Source organism: Neobacillus sp. YIM B06451, from assembly GCF_032667185.1.
Lineage (GTDB): Bacteria > Bacillota > Bacilli > Bacillales > Cytobacillaceae > Bacillus_D.
Genome location: NZ_JAVFKJ010000007.1, coordinates 47,925 through 74,546, shown reverse-complemented (window position 1 = coordinate 74,546; position 26,622 = coordinate 47,925). Strand labels below are relative to the sequence as shown.

General features: G+C 47.1%; 19 protein-coding genes. 18 read left to right on the top strand and 1 reads right to left on the bottom strand.

The features are described from left to right. The first annotated feature begins 39 nt into the window (after positions 1-39). From dnaE to RB160_RS13425, 8 genes are all read left to right on the top strand, one after another. Positions 40-3,390: a DNA polymerase III subunit alpha gene (gene dnaE, locus RB160_RS13460; RefSeq protein WP_316570949.1), complete on the top strand. Its 3,351-nt coding sequence runs from the start codon at positions 40-42 to the stop codon at positions 3,388-3,390. 113 nt (positions 3,391-3,503) lie between these two features. Continuing rightward, positions 3,504-4,742: an NADP-dependent malic enzyme gene (ystJ, locus tag RB160_RS13455; RefSeq protein ID WP_316570948.1), complete on the top strand. Its 1,239-nt coding sequence runs from the start codon at positions 3,504-3,506 to the stop codon at positions 4,740-4,742. A gap of 8 nt (positions 4,743-4,750) precedes the next feature. Continuing rightward, positions 4,751-5,374, top strand: coding sequence for a FadR/GntR family transcriptional regulator (locus RB160_RS13450; RefSeq protein ID WP_396954721.1), 624 nt, complete (start codon positions 4,751-4,753; stop codon positions 5,372-5,374). A 277-nt stretch (positions 5,375-5,651) separates the two neighbouring features. Then, on the top strand, positions 5,652-6,524 hold the full coding sequence (gene accD / locus RB160_RS13445; protein WP_316570946.1) for an acetyl-CoA carboxylase, carboxyltransferase subunit beta: 873 nt from the start codon (positions 5,652-5,654) through the stop codon (positions 6,522-6,524). Continuing rightward, a complete protein-coding gene (gene accA, locus RB160_RS13440; RefSeq protein WP_316570945.1) occupies positions 6,518-7,495 on the top strand; it encodes an acetyl-CoA carboxylase carboxyl transferase subunit alpha in 978 nt (325 codons plus the stop codon). The genes accD and accA overlap by 7 nt, the downstream gene beginning before the upstream one ends. Before the next feature lie 315 nt (positions 7,496-7,810). Further along, the gene (pfkA, locus tag RB160_RS13435) at positions 7,811-8,773 is read left to right on the top strand and encodes a 6-phosphofructokinase (protein WP_316570944.1); all 963 of its coding nucleotides are present in this window, start codon (positions 7,811-7,813) and stop codon (positions 8,771-8,773) included. Positions 8,774-8,794: 21 nt separating this feature from the next. Next, on the top strand, positions 8,795-10,555 hold the full coding sequence (gene pyk, locus RB160_RS13430; protein ID WP_316570943.1) for a pyruvate kinase: 1,761 nt from the start codon (positions 8,795-8,797) through the stop codon (positions 10,553-10,555). Positions 10,556-10,698: 143 nt separating this feature from the next. Further along, positions 10,699-11,091 (top strand): FxsA family protein, encoded by a 393-nt coding sequence (locus RB160_RS13425; protein ID WP_316570942.1) that lies wholly within the window; start codon positions 10,699-10,701, stop codon positions 11,089-11,091. A 34-nt stretch (positions 11,092-11,125) separates the two neighbouring features. On the opposite strand, the gene ytvI is transcribed toward RB160_RS13425, so the two are convergent. Continuing rightward, on the bottom strand, positions 11,126-12,247 hold the full coding sequence (gene ytvI, locus RB160_RS13420) for a sporulation integral membrane protein YtvI (protein WP_316570941.1): 1,122 nt from the start codon (positions 12,245-12,247) through the stop codon (positions 11,126-11,128). Between the two features lie 494 nt (positions 12,248-12,741). Between ytvI and citZ the strand changes: the two genes are divergently transcribed. The 10 genes from citZ (at position 12,742) to RB160_RS13370 (ending at position 25,010) form a co-directional block, all read left to right on the top strand. Beyond that, positions 12,742-13,857 carry a citrate synthase gene (gene citZ / locus RB160_RS13415; protein WP_316570940.1) on the top strand — a complete coding sequence of 372 codons (1,116 nt, stop codon included), beginning with the start codon at positions 12,742-12,744 and terminating at the stop codon, positions 13,855-13,857. Positions 13,858-14,030: 173 nt separating this feature from the next. After that, on the top strand, positions 14,031-15,299 hold the full coding sequence (icd, locus tag RB160_RS13410; protein WP_316570939.1) for an NADP-dependent isocitrate dehydrogenase: 1,269 nt from the start codon (positions 14,031-14,033) through the stop codon (positions 15,297-15,299). 103 nt (positions 15,300-15,402) lie between these two features. Then, positions 15,403-16,341 (top strand): malate dehydrogenase, encoded by a 939-nt coding sequence (gene mdh, locus RB160_RS13405; RefSeq protein ID WP_316570938.1) that lies wholly within the window; start codon positions 15,403-15,405, stop codon positions 16,339-16,341. Positions 16,342-16,476: 135 nt separating this feature from the next. Beyond that, positions 16,477-16,953, top strand: a complete 477-nt coding sequence (locus RB160_RS13400) for a MaoC/PaaZ C-terminal domain-containing protein (protein WP_316571066.1) — start codon at positions 16,477-16,479, stop codon at positions 16,951-16,953. 113 nt (positions 16,954-17,066) lie between these two features. Then, positions 17,067-17,783 (top strand): response regulator transcription factor, encoded by a 717-nt coding sequence (locus RB160_RS13395; RefSeq protein WP_316570937.1) that lies wholly within the window; start codon positions 17,067-17,069, stop codon positions 17,781-17,783. Beyond that, positions 17,780-19,540: a two-component system histidine kinase PnpS gene (pnpS, locus tag RB160_RS13390; protein WP_316570936.1), complete on the top strand. Its 1,761-nt coding sequence runs from the start codon at positions 17,780-17,782 to the stop codon at positions 19,538-19,540. Before RB160_RS13395 ends, pnpS begins: the two co-directional genes overlap by 4 nt. 81 nt (positions 19,541-19,621) lie before the next feature. Further along, a complete protein-coding gene (gene polA, locus RB160_RS13385) occupies positions 19,622-22,261 on the top strand; it encodes a DNA polymerase I (RefSeq protein WP_316570935.1) in 2,640 nt (879 codons plus the stop codon). Positions 22,262-22,294: 33 nt separating this feature from the next. After that, positions 22,295-23,122 (top strand): DNA-formamidopyrimidine glycosylase, encoded by an 828-nt coding sequence (mutM, locus tag RB160_RS13380; protein ID WP_316570934.1) that lies wholly within the window; start codon positions 22,295-22,297, stop codon positions 23,120-23,122. Between the two features lie 60 nt (positions 23,123-23,182). Then, a complete protein-coding gene (gene coaE / locus RB160_RS13375) occupies positions 23,183-23,791 on the top strand; it encodes a dephospho-CoA kinase (protein ID WP_316570933.1) in 609 nt (202 codons plus the stop codon). Positions 23,792-23,978: 187 nt separating this feature from the next. Further along, entirely contained in the window at positions 23,979-25,010 is a 1,032-nt protein-coding gene (locus RB160_RS13370) for a glyceraldehyde-3-phosphate dehydrogenase (protein ID WP_316570932.1), read from the top strand. The last annotated feature ends 1,612 nt before the right edge of the window (positions 25,011-26,622 follow it).

Genomic DNA, 26,622 nt, shown 5'->3' with positions numbered 1-26,622 from the left:
TAATGGTATGTGAAGGACGTAACAGGGGGGAGTGAGAAAATGTCTTTTATCCACCTTCAAACCTATAGTGCGTACAGCCTGCTTAGCAGCACCGCTTCGATTCCTTCATTAGTATCGGAAGCGGAAAAGAAAGGGTTCAAGGCCCTCGCCCTCACAGACCGGAATGTCATGTATGGAGCGATTGAATTTTATAAGGAATGCAAAAAACACGGCATTGCCCCTATCCTTGGCCTGACTGCTGATGTCCTGTCCGAACAGAAGGAGACGGAAGCGTTTCCACTCGTCCTTCTTGCAAAAAATGAGACCGGATTCCGGAACCTCCTGAAAATAACAAGCGCTATTCAAACGAAGTCCCTGGATGGCATACCGCTAAAATGGCTAAGGCATTATGCAACGGGCCTAATCGCCATTACTCCCGGTATCGAAGGGGAAATTGAACATTTGCTGCTTGAAGGAAAGGGAGAGGAGGCAGGCGCCCTCGCGCAACTGTATAAAGCTATTTTTGATGGGGACTTTTATTTTTCCGTTCAGGACCATGGCCTTGAGGAAGAGAAGGTGCTTCTTGGCGCACTTCCAGAACTGGCTACTAAGCTCGGGATAGGGTTGGCCGCGGCGAATGCGGTCCATTACCTTGACAGGGGTGACGCATTAGCGCATGAATGCCTTCTTGCGATAAGGGATGGAGCAAGGCTGCAGGACGAAGGGCGGAGCAAGCTGTCCGGAGAGGAATATTATCTGAAAACGGCGGCGGAAATGGCCGTCCTCTTCGGAGATTTCCCGGATGCACTTGAAAATACGCTGGACATAGCGGGACGATGCTCGGTTTCAATTGAATTCGGGCGGTTCCACATGCCCAAATATCCGCTTGAGCCTGGTGAAACGCCTGAACAAATGCTTGGGAAGCTTTGTTTTGCCGGCCTTAAAAAGAGACGTCCCGATTTTGGTGACGACTATTTGGAAAGGCTCCGGTATGAGCTTGCCGTCATCAACAAAATGAATTTCAATGATTACTTCCTGATTGTTTGGGATTTTATGAAATATGCAAGGGAAAGGGGAATCCTGACAGGTCCGGGCCGCGGTTCCGCCGCAGGCTCCCTGGTGGCATTTTCCCTCTATATTACCGACGTCGACCCATTGGAACATGGACTGCTTTTTGAGCGATTCCTTAACCCAGAGCGAATCACCATGCCGGATATCGACATAGATTTCCCGGACAACCGGCGCGACGAAGTGATTGAATATGTCGCTGGAAAATACGGTGAGCTCCATGTCGCCCAAATCGCGACATTCGGAACACTTGCGGCGAAAGCGGCGATACGCGACGTCGGGAGAGCGTTCGGCCTTAATGTGAAGGAAGTGGATGCGCTATCAAAAGCAATCCCTTCCAGGAACGGGGTTACACTTTCGGAAGCATACCGCGAATCTGCAAGGCTGCGCGAGTTTGTTTCTGAAAGCCCTTTTAACCAAAAGCTTTTCGACACAGCGCTTAAAATTGAGGGCCTTCCACGGCATACATCCACCCATGCGGCCGGCGTTGTCATCAGTGAGCAGCAGCTGGTTGAACTGGTTCCAATCCAAAGAGGGCACAACAATGTATTCCTGACCCAGTATTCCATGGAACATCTGGAGGAAATCGGGCTTTTAAAAATGGACTTCCTGGGCCTTAGGAACCTTTCCCTTCTTGAGGGAATTGTGTCGGCGATTAACCGGGAAGGAAAGAGAAAAATTGATCCAAGGTCGATTCCCCTAGAAGATGAAAAAACGTATGAACTGCTCGCCAAAGGGGATACTGCGGGAATTTTCCAGCTTGAATCGGAAGGAATGAGAAAGGTCCTTACCCGTTTAAGGCCAACGAGGTTCGATGACATAGTAGCCGTCAATGCCCTTTACCGGCCGGGACCGATGGAAAATATCCCGCTGTTCATTTCAAGGAAGCATGGCGGCGAAGAAATCGGCTATCCGCATAAGGACCTTGAACCTATCTTGGAAAATACATACGGGGTTATCGTTTATCAAGAGCAAATCATGCAAATCGCCTCGAAAATGGCAGGATTTACGCTAGGGGAAGCGGATTTGCTGAGGCGGGCCGTCGGTAAGAAAGAGAAGGAAGTGCTGGACAGGGAAAGGGAGCATTTTGTTGCTGGTTCGGTTAAAAAGGGGTATGACAGGCGCGCCGCAAATGAAGTTTACGATTTGATTGTCAGGTTCGCAAATTACGGGTTCAACAAAAGCCATTCAGTCGCATATAGCATCATTTCTTGTCAGCTCGCATATCTGAAGGCGCATTTCCCCGCTTATTTCATGGCTGCGCTGCTTAGTTCCGTAACCGGAAACGATTTAAAAATAGCCCAGTATATACGGGACTTAAAGTCAATGGGTATACCTGTCTTCCCACCGTCCATTAACAAAAGCCTGTTCTCTTTTAAAGCTGAAAATGGCGGAGTCCGGTTTGGGTTTGGAGGGATTAAAGGCATCGGGGGGACGGCGGCTAGGGAAATTATCCATGAAAGAAAACGGAAGCCTTTTGCCGACTTGTTCGATTTCTGCATCCGCCTGCCGCAAAAAACTGCCAGCCGAAAGACGCTTGAAGTATTGGTCCATTCTGGCTGTTTCGATGAATTTGGAAAAGACAGGGCCACCCTCCTTGCGAGCATCGATATTGCAATCGAACATGCACAGCTATTGAGTCCAGGGGAGGACGGCCAAACCGGATTGTTTTCGGATCTTTCGCTTATGCCGGCGCCAAAATACATGGAAGTTGATCCAATTAGCCTCGAGAACAAACTAGCTTTTGAGAGGGAAGTCCTGGGCTTTTACCTTTCCAGCCATCCCTTGTCCATGCATGAAACAAAGCTGCTTGGGGCAGGGGCTTGCCCGCTCGCGGAATTGGAGCCAGGCCCAAATCTCCGGTATGCAGGTGTGTATATAAACTCTGTTAAAAAGATCCGGACAAAAAAAGGTGAACCGATGGCTTTCCTTACAATAAGCGACCAAAGCGGGGAAGTTGAGGCAGTTGCGTTTCCCGACGTATATAAAAGGCATTCCCACCTTCTAAGCCAAGGAGGATTGGCCGCCATTGAGGGTAAGGCCGAAAAGAGGGATGGAAAAGTTCAATTTATCATCCGAAAGGCCTTGGATCTTGACAACTGGCTTAGTGAGATGTCTAAGCCGCGCTTGTATCTTAGGCTCACCGAGGAAAACCAGGACCCGGCACGCCTCGAGGAACTGAAAAAAATTCTTGCTTCAAGCAAGGGAAATGCTGAAGTCGTCCTTCATTATGAAGGAAGCAAGACGTTGGGGCTTGGTCCAAACTACGGGGTCAACCCGACAGAAACCCTCCTCGGGTCCCTGGCAGAATTCCTAGGGAAAACAAATGTTATTTTAAAATAAACAGTGTATAATTTCTTGCTTTACATCAATACAAGATGTGTTATAGTTGTAAAGGATAGTGTGGTCTGACCACCGATAACCATGTCCTTCCATATCCTAAAGGAGTGAATACCTTGACATTGCGTGAAGAAGCACTGCATATGCACCGAGTAAACCAAGGGAAGTTGGAATCAAAATCAAAAGTAGAGGTAAGGAACGCCAGGGATTTGAGCCTTGCTTATTCTCCAGGGGTAGCTGAACCTTGCAAGGAAATTTATGATAAGCCTGAAACGGTATACGACTATACAATGAAGGGCAATATGGTAGCGGTGGTTTCAGATGGAACAGCAGTACTGGGACTGGGAAATATCGGACCGGAAGCAGCACTTCCCGTTATGGAGGGAAAAGCTGTCCTGTTCAAGAGCTTTGCGGGAGTGGATGCATTTCCAATTTGCCTTAACACCACAGATGTCGACAAAATTATTGAAACAGTCAAGCTTCTTGAGCCGACATTTGGCGGCGTAAATCTTGAGGATATCGCCGCGCCTAAGTGTTTCGAAATAGAGGAAAGGCTCAAAAAAGAAACGAATATACCTATTTTCCATGATGACCAACACGGTACAGCTATTGTTACAGTAGCTGGGCTAGTCAATGCCCTTAAGATTACCGGCAAAAAAATGACTGAAATTAAGGTGGTCGCAAACGGTGCGGGCGCAGCGGGAATCGCGATTATTAAGCTTCTTTACAGCTATGGTGTCCGTGACATTATAATGTGTGATACAAAAGGGGCAATCTATGAAGGACGCCCTAGCGGCATGAACGCCATAAAAGATGAGGTTGCCCGGTTTACGAATAGGGACAGGATTCACGGGAACCTTGAGGACGTTATTAAAGGTGCGGATGTGTTCATCGGTGTTTCCGTTGCTGGCTCCTTGACAAAAGAAATGGTTGCCACAATGAATGAAGGGCCGATCATCTTCGCGATGGCCAATCCGGTTCCGGAAATTATGCCGGAGGAAGCCAAAGAAGCCGGAGCGCGTGTGATTGGGACGGGCCGTTCGGACTTCCCGAATCAGGTAAACAATGTCCTTGCCTTCCCAGGAATTTTCAGGGGAGCCCTTGATGCACGGGCAACCCATATTAACGAGGAAATGAAAGTCGCCGCGGTTGAAGCGATTGCAAGCTTAATTAGCGATGATGAGCTGAATGAGGATTATGTCATCCCGGCCCCATTCGATGAAAGAGTCGCGCCAGAGGTTGCATCCGCAGTAGCCAAGGCAGCGATCGAAACAGGGGTTGCCCGCCTGCGTGTTGACCCAGAAGAGGTAAAGGAAAAGACAAAACGCCTTTCATTGATAGGTAGAAATAAGTGAACGATTCTATAAAGAGCAAGTCCCAAAACTCAAAGGTATATATTGAAATTGTCAAGCAGCTTCGGGAAATGATTGCTGCCGATGGCCTAAAAACCGGGGACAAAATACCTTCCGAGCGGGAATTGTCCGAGCGCCTCATTGTGGGGCGCTCCTCTGTTAGGGAGGCTCTCCGGGCACTGGAATTATTGGGCCTAATCGAGACGAGAAGGGGAGAGGGCACTTTTATCCGCGACTTCCAGGGTAACCAGCTCGTTCAGCTGCTGAGCACATTCATCCTCCAGGACGAAAAAGCGAGGCGGGATGTGAAAGAAACGAAATACTGCATTGAAATGGACTGCCTGCGGCTCATTCTCCAAAAAGATCCTCGTTTTAAACTGGAAGAAATTTACAAATTGGCCAAAGAAGCTGAAATGAATGATGATGAGTTTTTCCATCATCTAATTCAGTTGGCTGACAACCATTTGATTTTGCGCATATGGGCCATTTTAAAGGACTATTACCATTCCCAGGATTTTGAAAAAGAAATTGCCCGACCAGAAGAATACAGGGCTCTCCTCGACGCCCTCGTGGCTGGAAATGAGGAACTGGCAATAGAAAAATATAAAGAATTAAGAAAAATGTCTAAATCCTAGCGACAGAAAGCGGCATCTTTTTTTAAAAAAGTGCCCTATAGTATGGACAGGCAAGCCTTGGCAACACAGGCCATTTTTATTCTTCAAGTGGTCTGGCCACTGTTGCCGCTACGCATCCGGAAAGTTTTTCGCTATACTATAGTATGACGAAAATGCCGGTACTTACGACCATAATGGAATGCCAGGATCTCGGCCTGCCGGAAGACAGCCAATGAATACTTTTAAGCATTGCAGTTCCCGGCTTTAATCCCACTCTTAAAACTAGGGAGGTACTAACTTGCTAAAAGAGCTATTTAATAAAAAACCGAAGAAGAAAAAATATGCTGCTATTCCCTCTGAAGCAGCAAAGCAGGACGTCCCTGAAGGCATCATGACAAAATGCCCTGGTTGCAAGAAAATAATTTATACACGGGAGCTTGCGAAAAACCTGAAAGTTTGTTTTCACTGCGGCCGCCATTATCCAATGAATGCCCGTGAAAGAATCCAGAGTTTCCTTGATGAAGGGAGCTTTGAGGAAATGGATGCGGGCATGATTTCCGAAAATCCATTAGGGTTCCCGGAATACCTGGAAAAGCTTGAAAAAGACAGAATTAAAACAAAAATCAACGAAGCGGTCGTTACCGGTACCGGAACGGTAAACGGCATCAAGGTGTCAATTGCGATTATGGATTCAACCTTCCGTATGGGAAGCATGGGATCCGTTGTTGGTGAAAAAATTACCCGTGCGGTAGAAAAAGCTGGGGAGCTAGGCGTGCCATTTATTATTTTTACTGCTTCCGGGGGTGCAAGGATGCAGGAAGGTGTTTTAAGCCTTATGCAGATGGCAAAAACGAGTGTAGCACTGAAGCGGTTTAGCGATAATGGAGGGCTGATCATATCAATCATGACCCATCCTACAACAGGCGGGGTTTCCGCTAGTTTCGCATCCCTGGGGGATTACAATATCGCCGAACCAGGAGCACTGATTGGTTTCGCGGGAAGACGGATTATTGAGCAAACAATCAGGGAAGAACTGCCGGAAGATTTCCAGACGGCAGAATTTTTACTAAAGCATGGGCAGCTTGATGCGGTAATTGATCGGCATGAGCTGAAAGACCAAATTGGTACCATTCTTGAATTGCATCAGCGTGGAGGTGAACTTGTTTGGTAGGTGAACTTGAATTTGAAAAACCAATTATTGAGCTGAGGAAGAAGATCAGCGAATTAAAGGAATATACAAATAAAACGGATGTAGACCTTTCGTCTGAAATCGAAAAGCTTTCGGCCCGGCTGGAGAAACTCGAGGAAGATATCTACTCCAACATAAAGCCGTGGGACCGCGTGCAAATCGCCCGCCATCCAAATAGGCCGACAACCCTTGACTATATCGGGTATTTATTCGACAGTTTTATTGAATGCCATGGAGACAGGTTGTATGGGGACGATGAAGCCATCGTGGGGGGGATCGCAAAATTCAAAGGCGTTCCGATTACGGTCATTGGGCATCAGCGAGGAAAAGATACGAAAGAAAATATCAGGAGGAATTTCGGGATGCCCCACCCCGAAGGTTACCGAAAAGCTTTAAGGCTGATGAAACAGGCCGAAAAGTTCAGCCGACCGATTATTTGTTTTATTGATACAAAAGGTGCTTATCCGGGCAAAGCAGCGGAAGAGCGGGGCCAAAGCGAGGCGATTGCCCGGAATCTCTTTGAAATGGCTAGCCTGAGTGTTCCGGTTGTCTGCATCGTAATTGGCGAGGGTGGTAGCGGTGGTGCCTTGGCACTTGGCGTCGGAAACCATATTCTCATGCTCGAAAACTCCACTTATTCGGTTATTTCGCCGGAAGGTGCGGCGGCATTGCTTTGGAAGGATGCATCCCTAGCGAAACGAGCCGCAGAGTCAATGAAAATTACTGCGCCAGACCTAAAAAGACTGGGAATCATTGATCATATCATTCCTGAGGTCCGTGGCGGAGCCCATCGGAACGTCGAAAAGCAAGCCCATGAAATTGAAAAGGCGCTTTTCCGGTCCCTGAAAGAATTGTCAAGGCTTTCCGGAGCTGAACTAAAAGACCAGCGGTATGAAAAATACAAGACAATCGGAGAGTACTCGTTTTTAAATGACTATATTGGGGTAAATTGAAACGTGCTTTTCAAAGCACGTTTTCTTTTGTGCCGTGAAAGGAATCATACTTTTATACTCTCTAACAAAGACTATTGACGTAGCACCAGGCTAGGGGAATACCTCCCAATTCGTTAAATAGTCCGAGGGTTTTCTTATTAAACGCTTACACTTGACTGATAAACGGTGTTTTGCTTTTTTCGTTGCGATTAAGTTGTTAGACCTCTTACTTAATGGTATTTTATTAATGACAGTTTGTTACCTTCATAACAATGTAAGGGGTTTTATGAAAACCTTTGCCTGATGGGCGAGTAAAAATATGGGGTGAATAGTTCAATGAGAAAAATCGGAGTATTGACTAGCGGCGGGGACTCCCCAGGGATGAACGCTGCCATCAGGGCAGTGGTCAGGAAGGGAATTTATCATGATATAGAGGTTTACGGAGTGTACGGAGGATTTTCGGGTTTGATCAATGGTAATATCCAAAAGCTTGGACTGGGTTCGGTCGGTGATATTATCCATAGGGGCGGCACCATGCTCCAATCGGCGCGTTGCCTTGAATTTAAGACGAGAGAGGGACAAACGAAAGGGATCGAGCAGTTAAAGAGGTATGGGATTGAAGGACTTGTTGTCATTGGCGGGGACGGTTCCTACCGCGGCGCTAAAGCGCTGACCGAACTTGGGTTTCCTTGTGTCGGTGTCCCGGGGACAATTGATAATGATATTCCAGGCACTGAATTTACAATTGGGTTCGATACGGCGCTGAATACCGTTATTGATGCAATCGATAAAATCCGTGATACGGCCAGCTCCCACGAACGTACTTTCATCATTGAAGTAATGGGCCGTAACGCCGGGGATATTGCCCTTTGGGCAGGGTTGGCCGGCGGGGCGGAAACCATCCTCATTCCGGAAGAAAATTACGACATGTCCGATATTGCAGAAAAGCTTCGCCGCGGCAATGAGCGCGGGAAGAAACACAGTATTATCGTCGTAGCCGAGGGTGTATGCAGCGGGGTGGAGTTTGCCCGCAAACTGAAAGAAGCAACAAATATAGATACGCGGATTTCCGTTCTGGGGCATATGCAAAGGGGCGGATCGCCGACTGCGTCTGACCGTGTTCTTGCGAGCAGGCTTGGAGCGAGGGCGGTTGAGCTTTTAATCGAAGGCCGTGGCGGAAGGGCAGTTGGGATTGAGCGAAACCGGCTGGTCGATTATGACATTATAGAGGCTCTTGAAGAGAAAAAACATGTTCTTGATCTCGATTTGTATAAATTGTCTCAGGAATTATCTATTTAATGGCTGACAGGAGGATAAAGCATGCGTAAGACTAAGATCGTATGTACAATAGGACCTGCAAGTGAAAGTATTGAAAAGCTGAAAGACTTAATGGTTGCTGGGATGAATGTGGCCCGCCTAAACTTCTCGCATGGCGATTTTGAGGAGCATGGGGCAAGGATTGCGAACATCAGGAAAGCAGCTGAAATGACCGGAAAGACTGTCGGGATTCTCCTTGATACGAAAGGACCGGAAATCCGTACCCACAATATGAGGGATGGCGCGATTGAACTGCTAGCTGGAAATGAAGTAACAGTTTCCATGCAAGAAGTAGAAGGAGCGCCTGATATGTTCTCCATTACATATCCAGGCCTTATTGATGATGTTCACATTGGATCGAAAATTCTTTTGGATGACGGGCTGATTGGGCTTGAAGTAACAGAAATCGATAAGGATAAACAATTGATTCATACAAAGATTTTGAATTCAGGGACTTTAAAGAACAAAAAGGGTGTGAATGTGCCTGGTGTTTCTGTCAACTTGCCGGGAATTACGGAAAAGGACAGAAACGATATTCTTTTCGGAATCGAACAGGATATCGATTTCATTGCGGCTTCCTTTGTCAGAAGGGCGAAGGATGTTCTTGAAATCCGCCAGTTACTTGAGGAAAATAATGCGACGCATATTCATATTATTCCTAAAATCGAGAATCAGGAAGGCGTCGATAACATCGATGAAATCCTCGAGGTTTCGGATGGCCTTATGGTTGCCCGTGGTGATTTAGGGGTGGAAATACCTGCTGAGGAAGTCCCTCTCGTGCAAAAAATGCTGATTAAGAAATGCAACGCTGAAGGTAAGCCAGTCATCACCGCTACTCAAATGCTCGACTCGATGCAGCGCAACCCAAGGCCGACAAGGGCGGAAGCAAGTGACGTTGCAAACGCGATTTTTGACGGTACGGATGCCATTATGCTTTCAGGTGAAACAGCTGCCGGACTTTATCCTGTTGAAGCCGTCCAAACGATGCACAATATTGCATCCAGGGCCGAAGAGGCATTGAACCATAAAGAAATTCTCCAGAAAAGGAGCAGGGATACGGATACGAATACGACTGAAGCGATTGGGCAATCGGTTGCCTACACTGCCCTCAATCTCCAGGTTAGTGCAATCATCACTCCTACTGTCAGCGGCCATTCGGCAAGGATGGTTTCGAAGTACCGGACGAAGGCGCCTATCGTGGCCGTTACCTCCGATAAGAGGGTACAAAGGCGCTTGTGCCTTGTCTGGGGAGTATATCCTCAGATTGGCAAGATGGTGAAGACAACTGATGAAATGATGGATATTGCTGTTGGCGAAAGCCTGAACAGCGGGATTGTGGAGCATGGAGACCTTGTCATCATTACTGCAGGTGTTCCTGTCGCGGAAGCCGGAACAACGAATTTAATGAAAATCCACATCGTTGGCGACATTCTTGCCAAAGGCCAGGGCATCGGCAAAAAATCAGCATACGGAAAAGCGGTTATCGCACGGAATGCTGAAGAAGCGCTCGCAAAAATTACTCCCGGGGACATCCTGATTACAATCGGCTCTGACAGGGAAATGGTACCAGCGATCGAGAAGTGCAGCGCGCTGATTACAGAAGAGGGTGGGTTGACCAGCCATGCGGCGGTTGTCGGCTTGAATGTCGGCATCCCGGTTCTTGTCGGAGTGGAAAACGCAACCGAAATTTTAAAGGATGGACAGGAAATAACCGTTGACGCTACAAGGGGCGTAATTTACAACGGGCATGCAAGCGTGCTGTAAATCCTGCAGAAAGAAGGGATGGTTGTCCCTTCTTTTTGTTTAAATGGCCGCTTACGCTTTTTAAAAAAAGTGAATGTATGAAATTTGTCTAGCTCCAGCGCCGTAAACGGCCGCTTGCGCTTTTCTATGGAGGTTGGCGAACTATGTTCCGCACTTATTTTTTTTTGCTCGTCATTCTTGTTCCTGCTGCTGAAATAGGGATATTGCTCTGGTCGGGTAAAACAATAGGCGTGCTTCCTACCGTTTTCTTTATTTTATTGACCGGGGTACTCGGAACCTATTTGGCGAAGAGCCAAGGTTTAAAAGTCATTCGCCAGGCGCAGCAGCAAATGGCGTACGGCCAAATGCCCGGTGAAGCAATTCTCGACGGCATAAGCGTCCTTGTCGGGGGAACGCTCCTCCTCGCTCCTGGCTTTGTAACGGACTTGGCGGGGCTTTTTCTGCTGATTCCGACAACCAGGAAGTTTTTTAAACGGCAGCTGGCTGCTTCCCTCAGAAAATGGATGAACAAGGGAACAATTAGAATAATTAGGTGACAAATGAAACGCCGGCTCGCGTGCCGGCGTTTTGTTAATGCTTACTTTCATTTCCCTTGATGAAAGCCCATAGGTCTTCAAAGACGTGTGCGCGCTTAAGCGTGTTAAAAATTACGAGGACGACCGGGCCTGCTATAAGGCCAAGAAACCCGAGAAGCTTAAAGCCGACGAAAAGAGCGACCAGGGTGGCAAGTGGGTCAAGGCCGATGCTTGAGGAGAGGATTTTCGGCTCCATTATCTGCCTTTGGACGAGTACGATAATATACAACACGCCAAGGCCAATTCCAAACCTCATATCCCCCGCAATCGCCTCGTACAGGATCCAGGGAACAAACACCGTTCCAGTGCCAAGATAAGGAATGATATCGACAACCCCGGCCACAAGCGCGATTGTAATAGCGTAATCGACACGCAGGATGAGGAGGCCGATCAGGATGATGACCGTCGTAATGGAGATAAGGGTCAATTGGGCCTTCATGAAGCCAAAGAGCGCTTTTTTTAGATCAGTGAACACGGTCCTGCCGCTTGCCCTTGCTTTTACAGGCATGACCCTTCCCGCCATGGAAGAAAGGCGGTGCCAGTCCTTGCTGATAAAAAAGGTTGCCAATAACGAAAAAATCAACACTGTCGCGGCGTTAGGAAACCAGGATAAAATCATGGGAATATTCCCGAAAAATCCATTCAGGAATTGTCCAACTGTTGTACCGACCCTCTGGCCGACATTCTGGATATTTTTCATAATCGTTTCCTGCTGTCCTGCGTCCAGGTTATTGAATAAGCCGGTAAGCTGGTTGTAAAGAGGGATGATTTGGGAAGCGAACATGTCCTCGCTATAGCGAATCATTGTATTCAGATGCCTTGGCAGGACATCCGCAAGGTAGGTGGCTCCGCTAACAATTTCGGCTACCAAAAGAGTTACAAGCCCCGCAAAAACCGCGAAAATAATGACCAATGTGATTAGGACCGCCAGCGAACGCGGCATGCGGCCCTTTTTTTCAAAATAATCAACAAGAGGATTTATCAGGAAAGCAATGGCGAATGCAATCAGAAATGGGTACGTTACCGCCGATATGTAATAAAACGCGATAAATCCCCCAATCACCAGCCCTACCACAACAAGCAGCCTCAATGTACGGGCTATATAAACAGGATTCAAACGCTGGACACCCCTTTGGTTAAAAATGGATAAGATAGACTAAGTTTAACATTTTGCAAATGAATATGCATTACGGCTATACTTTAAAAAAGGGATTATTACCAGCGCTCGCAAAACCGATGCGAATTTCCACTATCTTCAATTCAACTTTTCTATCAGTATAATATTTTTAATTTTTTCAATTCCTTTTCATTCACAAAAATCTGACAATTGGTTATAATAGTACATGTAAGCGCAATCTTTTTTACATAGGTTTTATTATTATGATTAAATAATTGTGTATAGTGTAAAGTGAAGGAATCTTTTATCAGCTTTAAAAGCTTTAAATGAATGGCGGGTGAGCGGCATTTGCTTTATTTGTTGGCAGATGCTCATTTTTTGGAATAAATCCGAGCAAGCGCTCATGCAATTCAGCCGGGCAAACCGGACTTCTAACTACACTATAGGAAAAGGGAATGGGGAAATTACATCAGATTGCAAAGGAGAGGTTTGGCATGTCAGTTACACGTGGACTAGAAGGGGTTGTCGCAACAACCTCCTCAATCAGCTCGATCATCGATGATACGTTGACATATGTCGGCTATGACATTGATGATCTTGCAGAGAATGCTAGTTTCGAAGAAGTCATTTATTTGTTATGGCACCGGAAATTGCCGACAGAGGCGGAGCTTGAGGAGCTAAGGGGACAGCTTTCCACCGAAGCGGGGCTCCCACAGGAAGTGCTTGATCATTTCAAAATGTACCCAATCAAGTCCGTCCATCCGATGGCTGCTTTAAGAACGGCAATTTCATTGCTTGGCTTGTATGATGATGAAGCAGATGTGATGAGCCAAGAATCCAACTATAGAAAAGCTGTCCGTCTCCAGGCCAAAATGCCTGCACTTGTAACGGCTTTCGCAAGAATCAGGAAAGGGCTAGAGCCAATTGCCCCAAGGAAGGACCTAGGTTTTGCCGCTAACTTCCTGTACATGCTGACTGGAAACGAACCTGATGCGATTGCGGTCGAGGCTTTTGACAAGGCGCTTGTCCTGCACGCGGACCACGAATTGAATGCTTCAACCTTCACCGCAAGGGTATGTGTCGCCACCCTTTCCGATGTGTATTCCGGAATTACTGCCGCGCTTGGAGCCCTTAAAGGGCCGCTCCATGGCGGTGCGAATGAAGCTGTCATGAAGATGCTGACAGAAATCGGATCACCCGAGAATGTCGAAGCGTACGTAAGAGGCAAGCTTGATAATAAGGAAAAGATCATGGGCTTTGGACACCGTGTATACCGAAAGGGAGACCCGCGCGCGAAGCACCTGAGGGAAATGTCACGGAAACTCACAGGATTGACAGGGGAACCACACTGGTACGATATGTCGGTCAAAATTGAGGAAATCGTTACGGGCGAGAAAAACCTTCCGCCGAATGTCGATTTTTATTCCGCTTCGGTATACCACAGCCTTGGCATCGACCATGACTTGTTCACGCCAATCTTTGCTATCAGCCGTGTGTCCGGATGGCTTGCTCATATCCTTGAGCAATACGACAATAACAGGCTGATTCGCCCGCGCGCCGATTACATTGGCCCGGGGATGCAAAAATACGTCCCGATTGGTTTGCGCTAAAACCGCCTGCCGGAGTGGTTTACTTTCCCGGGGAAAATTGATGTAATGAATAGAGCGGGGGAACGTCCAAGTATGGCAAGTCCCCCGCTTTTCAAAGGTTAGGAGGCGCCTTCTAACCTTTTAAAAACGTAGTTTTATTCAAATAGGATTCATCAGTGGAGGGAGAAATGACAATGCAAGGTGAAAAAATTACAGTCCAAAATGGCGTATTGAATGTTCCTAACAATCCCGTTGTCCCATTTATCGAAGGAGACGGCACTGGCCCGGATATTTGGGCGGCTTCAGTAAGGGTTCTCGATGCTGCTGTGGAAAAGGCCTATAAAGGTGAAAAGAAAATTGTCTGGAAGGAAGTGCTCGCCGGTGAAAAGGCGTTCAACCAGACTGGTGAATGGCTGCCGCAAGAAACATTGGATGTCATCAACGAATACTTGATTGCCATCAAAGGTCCTCTGACAACTCCGGTTGGCGGCGGTATCCGTTCCCTGAACGTTGCGCTTCGCCAGGTACTTGATTTGTTCGTTTGCTTGCGCCCTGTAAGATGGTTTGAAGGCGTTCCTTCGCCGGTCAAGCGCCCGCAGGATACCGATATGGTCATTTTCCGTGAGAACACGGAAGACATTTATGCTGGTATTGAGTATGCAAAAGGATCCGATGAGGTTAAGAAATTAGTAGAATTCCTCCAAAACGAAATGGGCGTGAATAAAATCCGCTTCCCTGAGACTTCGGGTATCGGAATCAAACCGGTTTCCGAAGAAGGGACAACCCGCCTTGTCCGTGCGGCGCTTAATTATGCAATCAAGGAAGGCCGTAAATCCCTGACCCTTGTACATAAAGGGAACATTATGAAATACACAGAGGGCGCGTTCAAAAACTGGGGCTATGAGCTTGCTGAAAAGGAATTCGGCGACAAGGTCTTCACATGGGCCCAATACGACAGGATCAAGGAAGAAGAAGGTGTTGAAGCTGCGAATAAGGCTCAGGCCGACGCAGAAGCAGCAGGCAAAATCATCGTGAAAGATGCAATTGCTGATATCTTTCTCCAGCAAATCCTGACACGCCCGAAAGAATTTGATGTCGTTGCGACAATGAACCTGAATGGCGACTATATCTCCGACGCACTTGCGGCTCAGGTAGGCGGAATCGGCATCGCGCCAGGCGCCAACATCAACTATGAAACAGGCCACGCCATTTTCGAAGCGACACACGGCACGGCGCCTAAATATGCCGGCCTTGACAAGGTAAACCCTTCTTCCGTTATTTTGTCCGGTGTTCTAATGCTTGAGCATCTTGGCTGGAACGAAGCTGCGAATATGATTGTAAAGTCGATGGAAAAGACAATCGCTTCCAAGGTTGTTACGTATGATTTTGCCCGCCTGATGGAAGGCGCGACTGAAGTGAAAACATCTCAATTCGGTGACGAGCTTATTAAAAATATGGAATAAGCAGGGCTAATTGCCATTGCACCATTTTGCATTTCATGGCGGCGGGCAGCATTGCCTTCCCGCCGGCATCCCAGTGTAAAACCATAACCAGGGAGGAAACGACATGTCAATGAAACGCAAAAAGATTTCAGTCATCGGGGGGGGCTTCACAGGGGCAACCACTGCATTCCTATTGGCCCAGAAAGAGCTTGGCGATGTAGTCCTTGTCGATATACCGCAAATGGAAAACCCGACAAAGGGGAAAGCTCTTGATATGCTGCAGGCAAGCCCGGTTCAGGGGTTTGATGCCAATATTACAGGAACATCCAGCTACGAAGACACGAAGGATTCGGATATTGTGGTCATAACCGCGGGGATTGCCCGAAAGCCAGGCATGAGCAGGGATGACCTTGTCCAAACTAATCAAAAGATCATGAAAAGCGTGGCACAGGAGATCGTCAACTATTCTCCTGACTGCTTCATCGTGGTTTTGACCAACCCTGTCGATGCGATGACCTATACAGTTTTCAAGGAAACTGGCTTCCCTAAAAACCGCGTCATCGGGCAATCCGGCGTTCTGGACACCGCCCGGTTCCGTACCTTTATCGCCCAGGAACTGAACTTGTCTGTAAAAGACATTACTGGTTTCGTCCTTGGCGGCCACGGTGACGATATGGTACCGCTCGTCCGTTATTCCTATGCTGGAGGCATCCCGCTGGAAACCCTTATTCCAAAAGACCGCCTTGAAGCAATTGTTGAGCGTACACGTAAAGGAGGAGGCGAAATCGTTAACCTTCTTGGCAACGGAAGCGCCTATTACGCCCCCGCGGCCTCCCTGGTTGAAATGTGTGAAGCAATCCTGAAGGACCAGCGCCGAGTCCTTCCTTCAATCGCCTATCTTGAAGGCGAGTACGGATACGAAGGTATTTATCTTGGCGTTCCAACCATTCTCGGAGCAAACGGCATCGAGAAGGTAATCGAGCTTGAACTGACAGAAGACGAAAAAGCCGCACTTGACAAGTCCGCGGAATCAGTGCGTAATGTCATGGCTGTACTTGCATAAGTGGTGACCGAATTCGGGGGAGTTTCCCCCGAATTTTTTGGCTGCCAGGGAAAGGCCTTAACGGTTTGGGGATAGGTAAAAAATGATTCGGGTTATCCGCCTTTTAGAAAAGCAGGCACTAAGGAGGGCAGAATGATGATTTTAGGAAAAAAGAGAAAGCTCGGAAGAAGGATAGAAGAAATATCTGTTGGGGAGAAACTTGCACTAACCGAAAAAATTGAAGACAAAGACTTGCTTCTTTATCTGGGCCTGACAAATGACGCAAATCCATTATACATACAGCATGATTATGCTTCACAAACCCCCTTTGGTAAACCGGTTGTTCCGGCCATCATGCTGACTGGCATTATTACATCGGCTATTTCAAAATATCTGCCCGGTCCGGGAAGCCATATCCTCGCTCAGGAACTGGAATTTCCTAAACCCGTTTACCACTATGGGACCGTCGATTTTTTACTCGAGGTAATTGAAGTGGATCCAAAATCACATACAATAACAATTTCTGTAGAAGGAAAGAACGAAACCAAAGAAAACGTAGTCCGTGGCAAAATAAAGGTCTGCCCTCCACATCGCCTCTCACGTATGGATGGCAGCGCGCTTGATAACTTTTAAGGGCAGCCAATGGCTGCCCTTCCGCCATTCTTGAAGGCTAAAATTATTTACTATAGTATAGTGTTAGGGGAAGTTATAGATATACAGGGGATTTTTTATTACCGGAGGTCATTATGAAGAAAAAAGTACTAGTTGTGGACGATGAACAATCGATTGTAACGCTGCTTAAATACAATCTGGAGCAAGGGGGATACGAAGTCATCACGGCGATGGATGGAGAGGAAGGCAGGGAGCGGGCGATAAATGAACGCCCCGACATGATTATCCTTGACCTTATGCTCCCCCGGATCGATGGCATTGAAGTTTGCAAGCAGCTCCGCCTGCAAAAGGTGATGATCCCTATCCTCATGCTAACGGCTAAAGATGACGAACTTGATAAAATACTTGGCCTCGAGCTTGGCGCGGATGATTATATGGTTAAGCCTTTCAGCCCGCGTGAAGTTTTGGCGCGGGTAAAAGCTATTCTCCGCAGGACAGAGCAATACCAGGAAAAACAGCAGGAAGAACCCGAAGAGGAAGAGGCGATTCTAATTGGGGACCTGAAAATTTTTCCTGAAAGGTTCGAAGCTTTTTTCAAAGAGGAGCTTCTTGCCCTGACCTTAAAGGAATTTGAGCTTTTGAATTGCCTGGCGCAAAATAAAAACAAAGTCCTGACAAGGGACCAGCTGCTAAGCACGGTATGGAATTATGATTTCGCCGGGGATACAAGAATTGTGGATGTACATATTTCCCATCTGCGGGAAAAAATTGAGGTTGATTCCAAAAAGCCCGACTATATCAAAACAATCAGGGGATTGGGCTATAAAATGGAGGAACCGAAGGGCGAATGACAAAATATAGGACGAGGCTTTTAACCGCAATGGTCCTCCTGACAGTCGCGGTCCTTTTAGGGCTTGGCACCCTCTTGGGCCAGCTTCTTAAAAATTATTATCTTGATTCATTTTACGAGAGGCTTGAAAAGGAAAGCAGTATGCTCCGAATGTATATCGAGGATTACGGAGGAATTCTCGGCGCCGATAGGACTGAATTAGAAAAATTCGGAGACAAGCTTGGCGCAGGCATCCTTTTGGTGGACAAGGAAGGGACCATCCTTTACAACAGCCAGGAAAACGTGGCTGCTCCCCGTGATTTAATATTGGAAATTGTTTTGGGTGAAAACAAAAAAACAAGATTCTTCAAATTAAAGGACAACCAGGAAGTCCATTACCATTGGACGGAACTGAAAAAGGGGCAGGAAACGGAAGGATACTTGTTTTTGAGTCTGGCTTCGAGCGAGCTAAAGAATGCGTATAAGCATATTTGGTGGTTCATCTCCATTAGCCTTAGCCTTGCCCTTGCAATTATCGTGCTTTTGGGGATGAGGATTACACGTAAATACGCGAGGCCAATAGAATCGGCCGCAAATGTGGCAATGGAGCTTGCAAAGGGGAATTACAGGGCAAGGACCTATGTAGAGGACAGAACCGATGAGACCGGGCTGTTGAGTTCTTCCATTAACGTCCTAGCACGAAACCTTGAGGATATGGCCAAAACCCGGGACATGCAGCAGGAGAGGCTGATGACCCTGATCGAAAATATTGGCAGCGGCCTTGTCCTAATCGACAGCAGGGGAACAATCAATCTTATTAACCGGGGTTACAGGGAATTATTTGAAGTGGAGCCTGCCGATTTATTATATAGGCCATACTACGAAGCCATCCCTTTTCGGGAAATTCGTGAAATGATTGAAGACATTTTCATGACGGAACAAAAACAGCGCAGGCAGTTTATTTTGCCAGTCTTGATTGAACGTAAGTATTTCGACGTATCCGCTTTGCCCATCATCGGAACGAACAATGTCTGGAAAGGTGTACTGCTTGTATTTCACGATATAACGGAACTGAAAAAGTTGGAACAAATGAGAAAGGACTTTGTCGCGAATGTCTCGCATGAGCTGAAGACGCCCGTTACTTCAATCAAGGGCTTTGCCGAGACACTGCTTGATGGGGCGATGAAGGATGAAAAGGCGCTCCAGGAGTTCCTGTCAATTATCCTAAAGGAGGGTGACCGGCTCCAAAGGCTGATCGAGGAACTTCTTGAACTTTCAAAATTGGAACAGCATAATTTCAGGCTTGATATCTCCGTATTTAGCCTCGATACAATGGTTAAGGAAATTGTGGCGATTCTTGAAGGTAAAGCAAGTGAAAAAAATATCAACCTTGTTGTCCATCCTGTTCCTGCCGAATTTCAAATGGAAGGCGATCCTTTCAGGATGAAGCAGGTATTAATCAACCTCATCTCGAATGCAATCAATTATACTCCGGCTGGAGGGAAGGTTGAACTCACTATTCGTGAATCCGGAAATGATGTCGTGATTTCTGTCAAGGATACGGGCCTAGGGATAGAGAAAAAAGAGATACCCCGGATTTTTGAACGCTTTTACAGGGTAGACAGGGCGAGAAGCAGAAATTCAGGAGGAACAGGCCTTGGGCTCGCGATTGTAAAGCATATCGTTGAAGCCCACAAAGGAAGGATTTCAGTAAAAAGCAAACCGGGGAAAGGGAGCGAATTTATCCTTGAATTCCGCAAGCTGGCCCGGGGAAAATAACCAAGGAAAAAAGGCTCCTGAATTGTAAAAGGAAGTTTTAACCATCAGGGCCGGTTTTGCAAAGGAACAGGAGGAAAAAATTTGGAAAAAAAGAAGCTCGTTTTAATTGATGGAAACAGCATTGCCTACCGTGCTTTCTTTGCTTTGCCTCTCCTCAATAACGATAAGGGCATCCATACGAATGCCGTCTATGGTTTCACGATGATGCTGATGAGGATTCTCGAGGATGAAAAACCGACACATATGCTCGTGGCATTCGATGCCGGAAAAACGACATTCCGGCACGCTACATTCAGCGAATACAAAGGCGGAAGGCAAAAGACTCCGCCTGAGCTGTCCGAGCAATTTCCGTTTATCCGCGAATTATTGGATGCTTATCAGATACCTAGATATGAGCTCGAAAATTATGAGGCAGATGACATTATTGGCACCCTTTCGCTCGAGGCCGAAAAAGAAGGCTTTGAAGTAAGGGTCATATCGGGGGATAAGGACCTTACACAGCTGTCATCCGATAAAACGACCGTCGGCATTACAAGGAAGGGCATTACAGATATTGAGGAATATACTCCGGAACATATTAAAGAAAAGTATGGCCTTGAACCATGGCAAATCATTGATATGAAAGGCTTGATGGGGGATTCCTCGGACAACATCCCAGGGGTTCCCGGAGTCGGTGAAAAAACGGCAATCAAGCTTTTGAAGGAATATGAAACACTGGAAAATCTCCTTCAGTCCACAGACAAGGTGAGCGGGCAGAAGCTGAGGGAAAAGCTTGAGGAATTCAAGGAACAGGCAGTAATGAGCAAGGAGCTTGCGACCATTACGAGGGAGGCACCCGTAGAAGTAAACCTATCCGAGATTTCCTATGAAGGCTTTGATAGGGAGAAAGTCCTTTCCATTTTTAAAGAACTTGGCTTCAACTCGCTGCTGGATAAGCTTGGGGAAGATACCGGAGAAAATGAAAGTGGGGCGGAGTTGGCAGAAGTCGATTTCGAAAAGCCTGCTGAAATCAGTGTAGAAATGTTTGCTGACGAAACCGCCTTTTTTATTGAAATCCTTGAGGATAATTACCATTATGCAGAAATCATTGGGATGTCCGTAGCAAGTGAAAAGGGCCGGTTTTATTTTTCAGAAGAAAAAGCCCTTCAGTCATCCGCCTTCAAGCAATGGGCTGAGGATGAAACGAAAAAGAAAATTGTGTATGACGCAAAAGCGACCGAGGTGGCATTAAGAAGACGCGGAATCCACCTTAAAGGGATTGTATTCGATGTGTTTATTGCTTCCTATATCATCGACCCGTCCGCGAATATTGATGACCTTTCCACGATTGAAAAAAGATATGGATTCAGGAATGTCCAGGCTGATGATGCTTTTTACGGAAGGGGAGCCAAACGGAAGGTACCCGGTGAGGATGAAGTGGCCGGGCATCTTGTCAGAAAGGCAATTTCGATAGCGGAGCTAAAACCACTTTTGGAAAAAGGCCTGCGTGAAAACAGCCAGTATGAATTATTCACCGAGCTTGAAATGCCGTTGACCCTTGTCCTCGCTGATATGGAATCAACGGGAATAAAGGTGGATCTTGCCCGGCTCAAGGCAATGGGCAGTGAAATACATGATAAATTGGAGGTCATCGAAGAAAAGATTCATGAGATGGCCGGTGAAAAATTCAATATCAATTCGCCTAAACAGCTTGGAGCGATTTTATTTGAAAAGTTGGGCCTTCCTTCCGGCAAGAAAACAAAAACGGGATATTCGACTTCCGCCGATGTACTTGAGAAGCTGGCTGAGGACCATGAAATCATCAGGCTGATCCTTGATTACCGGCAGCTAGGGAAACTGCAGTCCACTTACATTGAAGGGCTCCTGAAGGTTGTCGACCCTAACACGGATAAGGTCCACACCCGATTCAATCAGGCTCTTACTGCAACAGGCAGGCTTAGCTCAACGGACCCGAACCTGCAGAACATCCCAATCCGCCTAGAAGAAGGCCGAAAAATCCGCCAGGCGTTCATCCCATCCGAGGAAGGCTGGGTTATTTTCGCGGCGGACTATTCCCAGATTGAATTAAGGGTGCTCGCCCATATCGCAAATGATGAAAAGCTTATAGAGGCATTCCAACAGGGAGAGGACATTCACACGAAGACGGCAATGGCGGTATTCCATGTTGAAGCGGATGAGGTAACTTCGAATATGCGCCGCCACGCCAAGGCGGTTAATTTCGGAATCGTCTACGGAATCAGCGATTTTGGCCTTTCCCAAAGCCTGGGCATTACGAGGAAGGAAGCTGGCCAGTTCATAGATCGGTATCTTCAAAGTTATCCGGGAGTCCATGATTACATGGAGGATATTGTAAAAGTGGCCAAGCAAACTGGATTTGTCACAACACTAATGCACAGGAGAAGATACATTCCCGAAATCACCAGCAGGAATTTTAACCTAAGGAGCTTTGCAGAGAGGACTGCCATGAACACGCCAATCCAGGGAAGCGCGGCTGATATTATCAAAAAAGCGATGATTGACATGGCTGATGCGCTGAAGGAAAAGGGCCTTAAAGCTCGCCTTCTTCTTCAGGTTCATGATGAATTGATTTTTGAAGCACCGCGTGAGGAAATTGAGACGCTCGAGAAACTTGTTCCTGAGATTATGGAAAACGCCCTTGAACTGAAAGTCCCTCTCAAGGTGGATTACTCGTACGGGCCTACCTGGTACGATGCAAAATAGGCGTGAACAGTTATTTGGATAGGAGGGCTGTGAATGCCGGAACTGCCGGAAGTAGAAACCGTCAGGAAGACACTTGAACAGCTTGTGGTCGGAAAAACAATTAGCAATGTATCGATTTTTTGGCCGAAAATGGTCAAAAACCCGGAGGACACAGTCCAATTCACCGATGCCTTAAGGGGGCAGAGCTTTCTTGAAATCGGCAGGCGGGGGAAATTCCTGATTTTTTATACCGAAGACTATGCCCTTATTTCCCACTTGCGGATGGAGGGTAAATATTCATTGGAAAAAGCCGGAGACCCGGTGGATAAGCATACGCATGCAATTTTCTTTTTTGAGGATGGTACTGAGCTAAGATATAGGGACGTACGGAAATTCGGGACACTTCACTTGTTCCTGAAAGGAACGGAATTCAACCAGCCTCCTCTTTTCGGATTGGGGCCAGAGCCTTTTTCAGAGGAATTTACGGTAGAGCATTTGGCTGGCAAACTCGGCAAAACAAACCGGAAAGTAAAGACCGCCCTGCTAGACCAGAAGATTCTAGTTGGCCTTGGGAATATTTATGTGGATGAGGCGCTCTTCAGGGCGGGCATCCATCCGGAGAGGATTGCTAACACTCTCGATGGGGAGGAAATAATAAGGTTGTATGATGAGATTGTCGCTACGCTTGGGGAAGCGGTCGAAAAGGGCGGCAGCACAATCCGTTCCTATGTGAATTCCCAGGGAGAAATGGGAATGTTCCAGCTTGACCTTCTCGTTTACGGACGAAAAGGAGAAGCTTGTAAAAACTGCGGAACACCGCTTTCTAAAGGTGTTGTCGGCGGCAGGGGAACCCATTACTGCCCGAATTGCCAAAAGCTTTAACCGTTTACGGGTTGGCGTATCTTTTTGGACTCGCAAAATTTATAAATCGGGGTAATCATTATGGCATTGACAATCGGCTTGACCGGCGGAATCGCCAGTGGAAAAAGTACCGTGGCAAACATGTGCAGGGAAATGGGCATACCGGTCATTGATGCGGATATCGAGGCTCGCCTCGCTGTCGAACCAGGTGAGCCAGCATACAAGAAAATTGTCGAATCGTTTGGGTCTGGAATCCTGTTGCCGGACGGAGGAATAGACAGGCAGGCTCTTGGGGCACTCATCTTCAACGATGAGCAAAAGAGGCTTTTGCTGAACGGTTTTGTCCATCCGGAAGTACGAAAGAGGATGGCTGAAAAGCGGAAAGAGGCGGAGAAGTCTGGTGCCCCAGTTATTGTCCTCGATATCCCGCTTCTTTTCGAAAGCAAGTTGGCGCATATGGCGGATAAAACACTCGTCGTCTATGTTGACAAGGACACACAGCTTTCACGGCTGATGGCAAGGAATTCTTTTTCAAAGGAAGAGGCGGAAGCCAGGATCCGCTCGCAAATGCCCCTTTCTGAAAAAGCGGACATGGCGGACGCGGTGATTGACAATAATGGAGATATTGGAGAAACAAATCGGCAGCTCCTTGAAATACTCGGGCGATGGCGGAATGAAAAAGGCGTCTAGCCATTTATAGGATACAGGCATACCCATTGGATGGGAGCCTGTATTTTTTATGTCTTTTATTTTAAAAAAACAATTGAAAAAGGTGAAAAAATAAGCACATTAATCATCACATTTCGATTTAATTATGTTATACTAATTATGCGAATTAGCAGATATAAGTATAACATAGTGTGGAAGGAGCCGAATAATGAAGGCGAGAATTGCGATCAATGGGTTTGGGAGAATTGGAAGGATGGTTTTCCGGAAAGCCATCGTGGAAGAAAATATTGATGTGGTTGCTATTAATGCAAGCTATCCCGCTGAAACACTTGCACATTTACTCAAATATGATACGACACATGGCCCTTTCAATGGTGAAGTGGTTGCGCTTGAAAATGAACTTATCGTAAATGGAAAGCGTGTACAGCTGCTAAGCAACAGGAATCCTGAGCAGTTACCTTGGAAGGAATTGAAAATAGATATTGCAATCGAAGCAACCGGAAAGTTCAATTCGCGTGAAAAGGCGGCCCTCCATCTTGAAGCAGGGGCAAAGAAAGTAATCATTACCGCTCCTGGAAAAGATGAGGACATTACAATTGTAATGGGCGTAAATGAAAGCGCATTAAATATTGATGAGCATAATCTCATTTCAAATGCGTCCTGTACGACAAATTGCCTGGCTCCGGTCGCGAAATTGCTTGATGAGAAATTTGGGATTGAAAATGGCCTTATGACAACCATTCATTCCTACACAAACGACCAAAATAACATCGATAATCCACACAAAGATTTAAGGCGCGCGAGGGCATGCGGACAATCGATCATCCCGACAACGACGGGTGCGGCCAAAGCGCTCGCATTGGTGCTGCCGCAGCTTAAGGGGAAACTTCATGGGATGTCGCTCAGGGTTCCGACACCAAATGTATCCCTTGTCGATCTGGTTGTTGACTTGAAAAAGGATGTAACAGTGGAAGAGGTCAATTCAATGTTCATTGAAGCCTCCAGGGGAGAGATGAAAGGCATACTCGATTATACAGACGAGCCGCTAGTTTCTGTAGATTTCAATACAAATTCCCATTCCGCAATTATTGATGGCCTGTCGACAATGGTCATGGGCGGAAGGAAAGTAAAAGTCCTCGCCTGGTATGATAATGAATGGGGTTACTCATCCCGGGTCGTCGATCTGATCCTTTATGTGGCAAAGCAAATTGCATCTAAATCGGAAATAAAAGTAGGATAATATAGAAAAGCCGCCGTTATGGCGGCTTTTTGTGCTTGTTTGGGGTGCAATGAAATTAGCTGTTTTGGAAGTTGGATTGTAATTCATAGCCCGGTTGCTGAGTGACAAAGATTGATCCGATCGTAGAAGGGTTTTACTCAAACCCCCGGTTCGTGACAACCCAAGAGCAGAATTCGGTTTAGTTGTCACGGAAGCCTCCGAATCGTGACAACCCAAGGGCAGAATCCGATTTAGTTGTCACGCAAGCGCCCGAATCGTGACAACCCAAGAGCAGAATTCGGTTTAGTTGTCACGGACGCCTCCGAATCGTGACAACCCAAGAGCAGAATTCGGTTTAGTTGTCACGGACGCCTCCGAATCGTGACAACCCAAGGGCAGAATCCGATTTAGTTGTCACGCACTCCCCCGAATCGTGACAACCCAAGGGCAGAATCCGATTTAGTTGTCACGCAAGCGCCGGATTCGTGACAACCAAAGGGCAGAATCCGGTTTAGTTGTCACGCAAGCCTCCGAATCGTGACAACTAAAGGGCAAAATCCGATTTAGTTGTCACGCACGCCCCCGAATCGTGACAACTCAAGAGCAAAATCCGGTTTATTTGTCACGCACGCCCCCGAATCGTGACAACTCAAGGGCAGAATCCGATTTAGTTGTCACGCAAGCGCTCTAATCGTGACAACTAAAGGGCAAAATCCGGTTTAGTTGTCACGCACTCCCCCGAATCGTGACAAGTCAAGGGCAAAATCCGGTTTAGTTGTCACGCACGCCCCGGATTCGTGACAACCCAAGGGCAGAATCCGGTTTAGTTGTCACGCAAGCGCCCTAATCGTGACAACCCAAGGGGAGAATCCGATTTAGTTGTCACGCAAGCGCCGGATTCGTGACAACCAAAGGGCAGAATCCGGTTTAGTTGTCACGCAAGCCTCCGAATCGTGACAACTAAAGGGCAAAATCCGATTTAGTTGTCACGCACGCCCCCGAATCGTGACAACTCAAGAGCAAAATCCGGTTTATTTGTCACGCACGCCCCCGAATCGTGACAACTCAAGGGCAGAATCCGATTTAGTTGTCACGCAAGCGCTCTAATCGTGACAACCAAAGGGCAAAATCCGGTTTAGTTGTCACGCACGCCCCGGAGTCGTGACAACCAAAGGGCAGAATCCGGTTTAGTTGTCACGCAAGCCTCCGAATCGTGACAACTAATGGGCAAAATCCGCTTTAGTTGTCACGCACGCCCCCGAATCGTGACAACTCAAGAGCAAAATCCGGTTTATTTGTCACGCCCGCCCCCGAATCGTGACAACTCAAGGGCAGAATCCGATTTAGTTGTCACGCAAGCGCTCTAATCGTGACAACCAAAGGGCAAAATCCGGTTTAGTTGTCACGCACGCCCCGGATTCGTGACAACCAAAGGGCAGAATCCGGTTTAGTTGTCACGCAAGCGCCTTAATCGTGACAATCAAGTGCCAAATTCCAGTATTGAAGTCACTCAAATCAGTATGAGTGACAATGTCCGGCCATAACCCGGTTAATAGGCACCAGTTTTTTTACCAACAAAAGCATTTCCCCCACTTAAAAACGTGTAGCTACAGCATTCGGAAACCCATTAGAA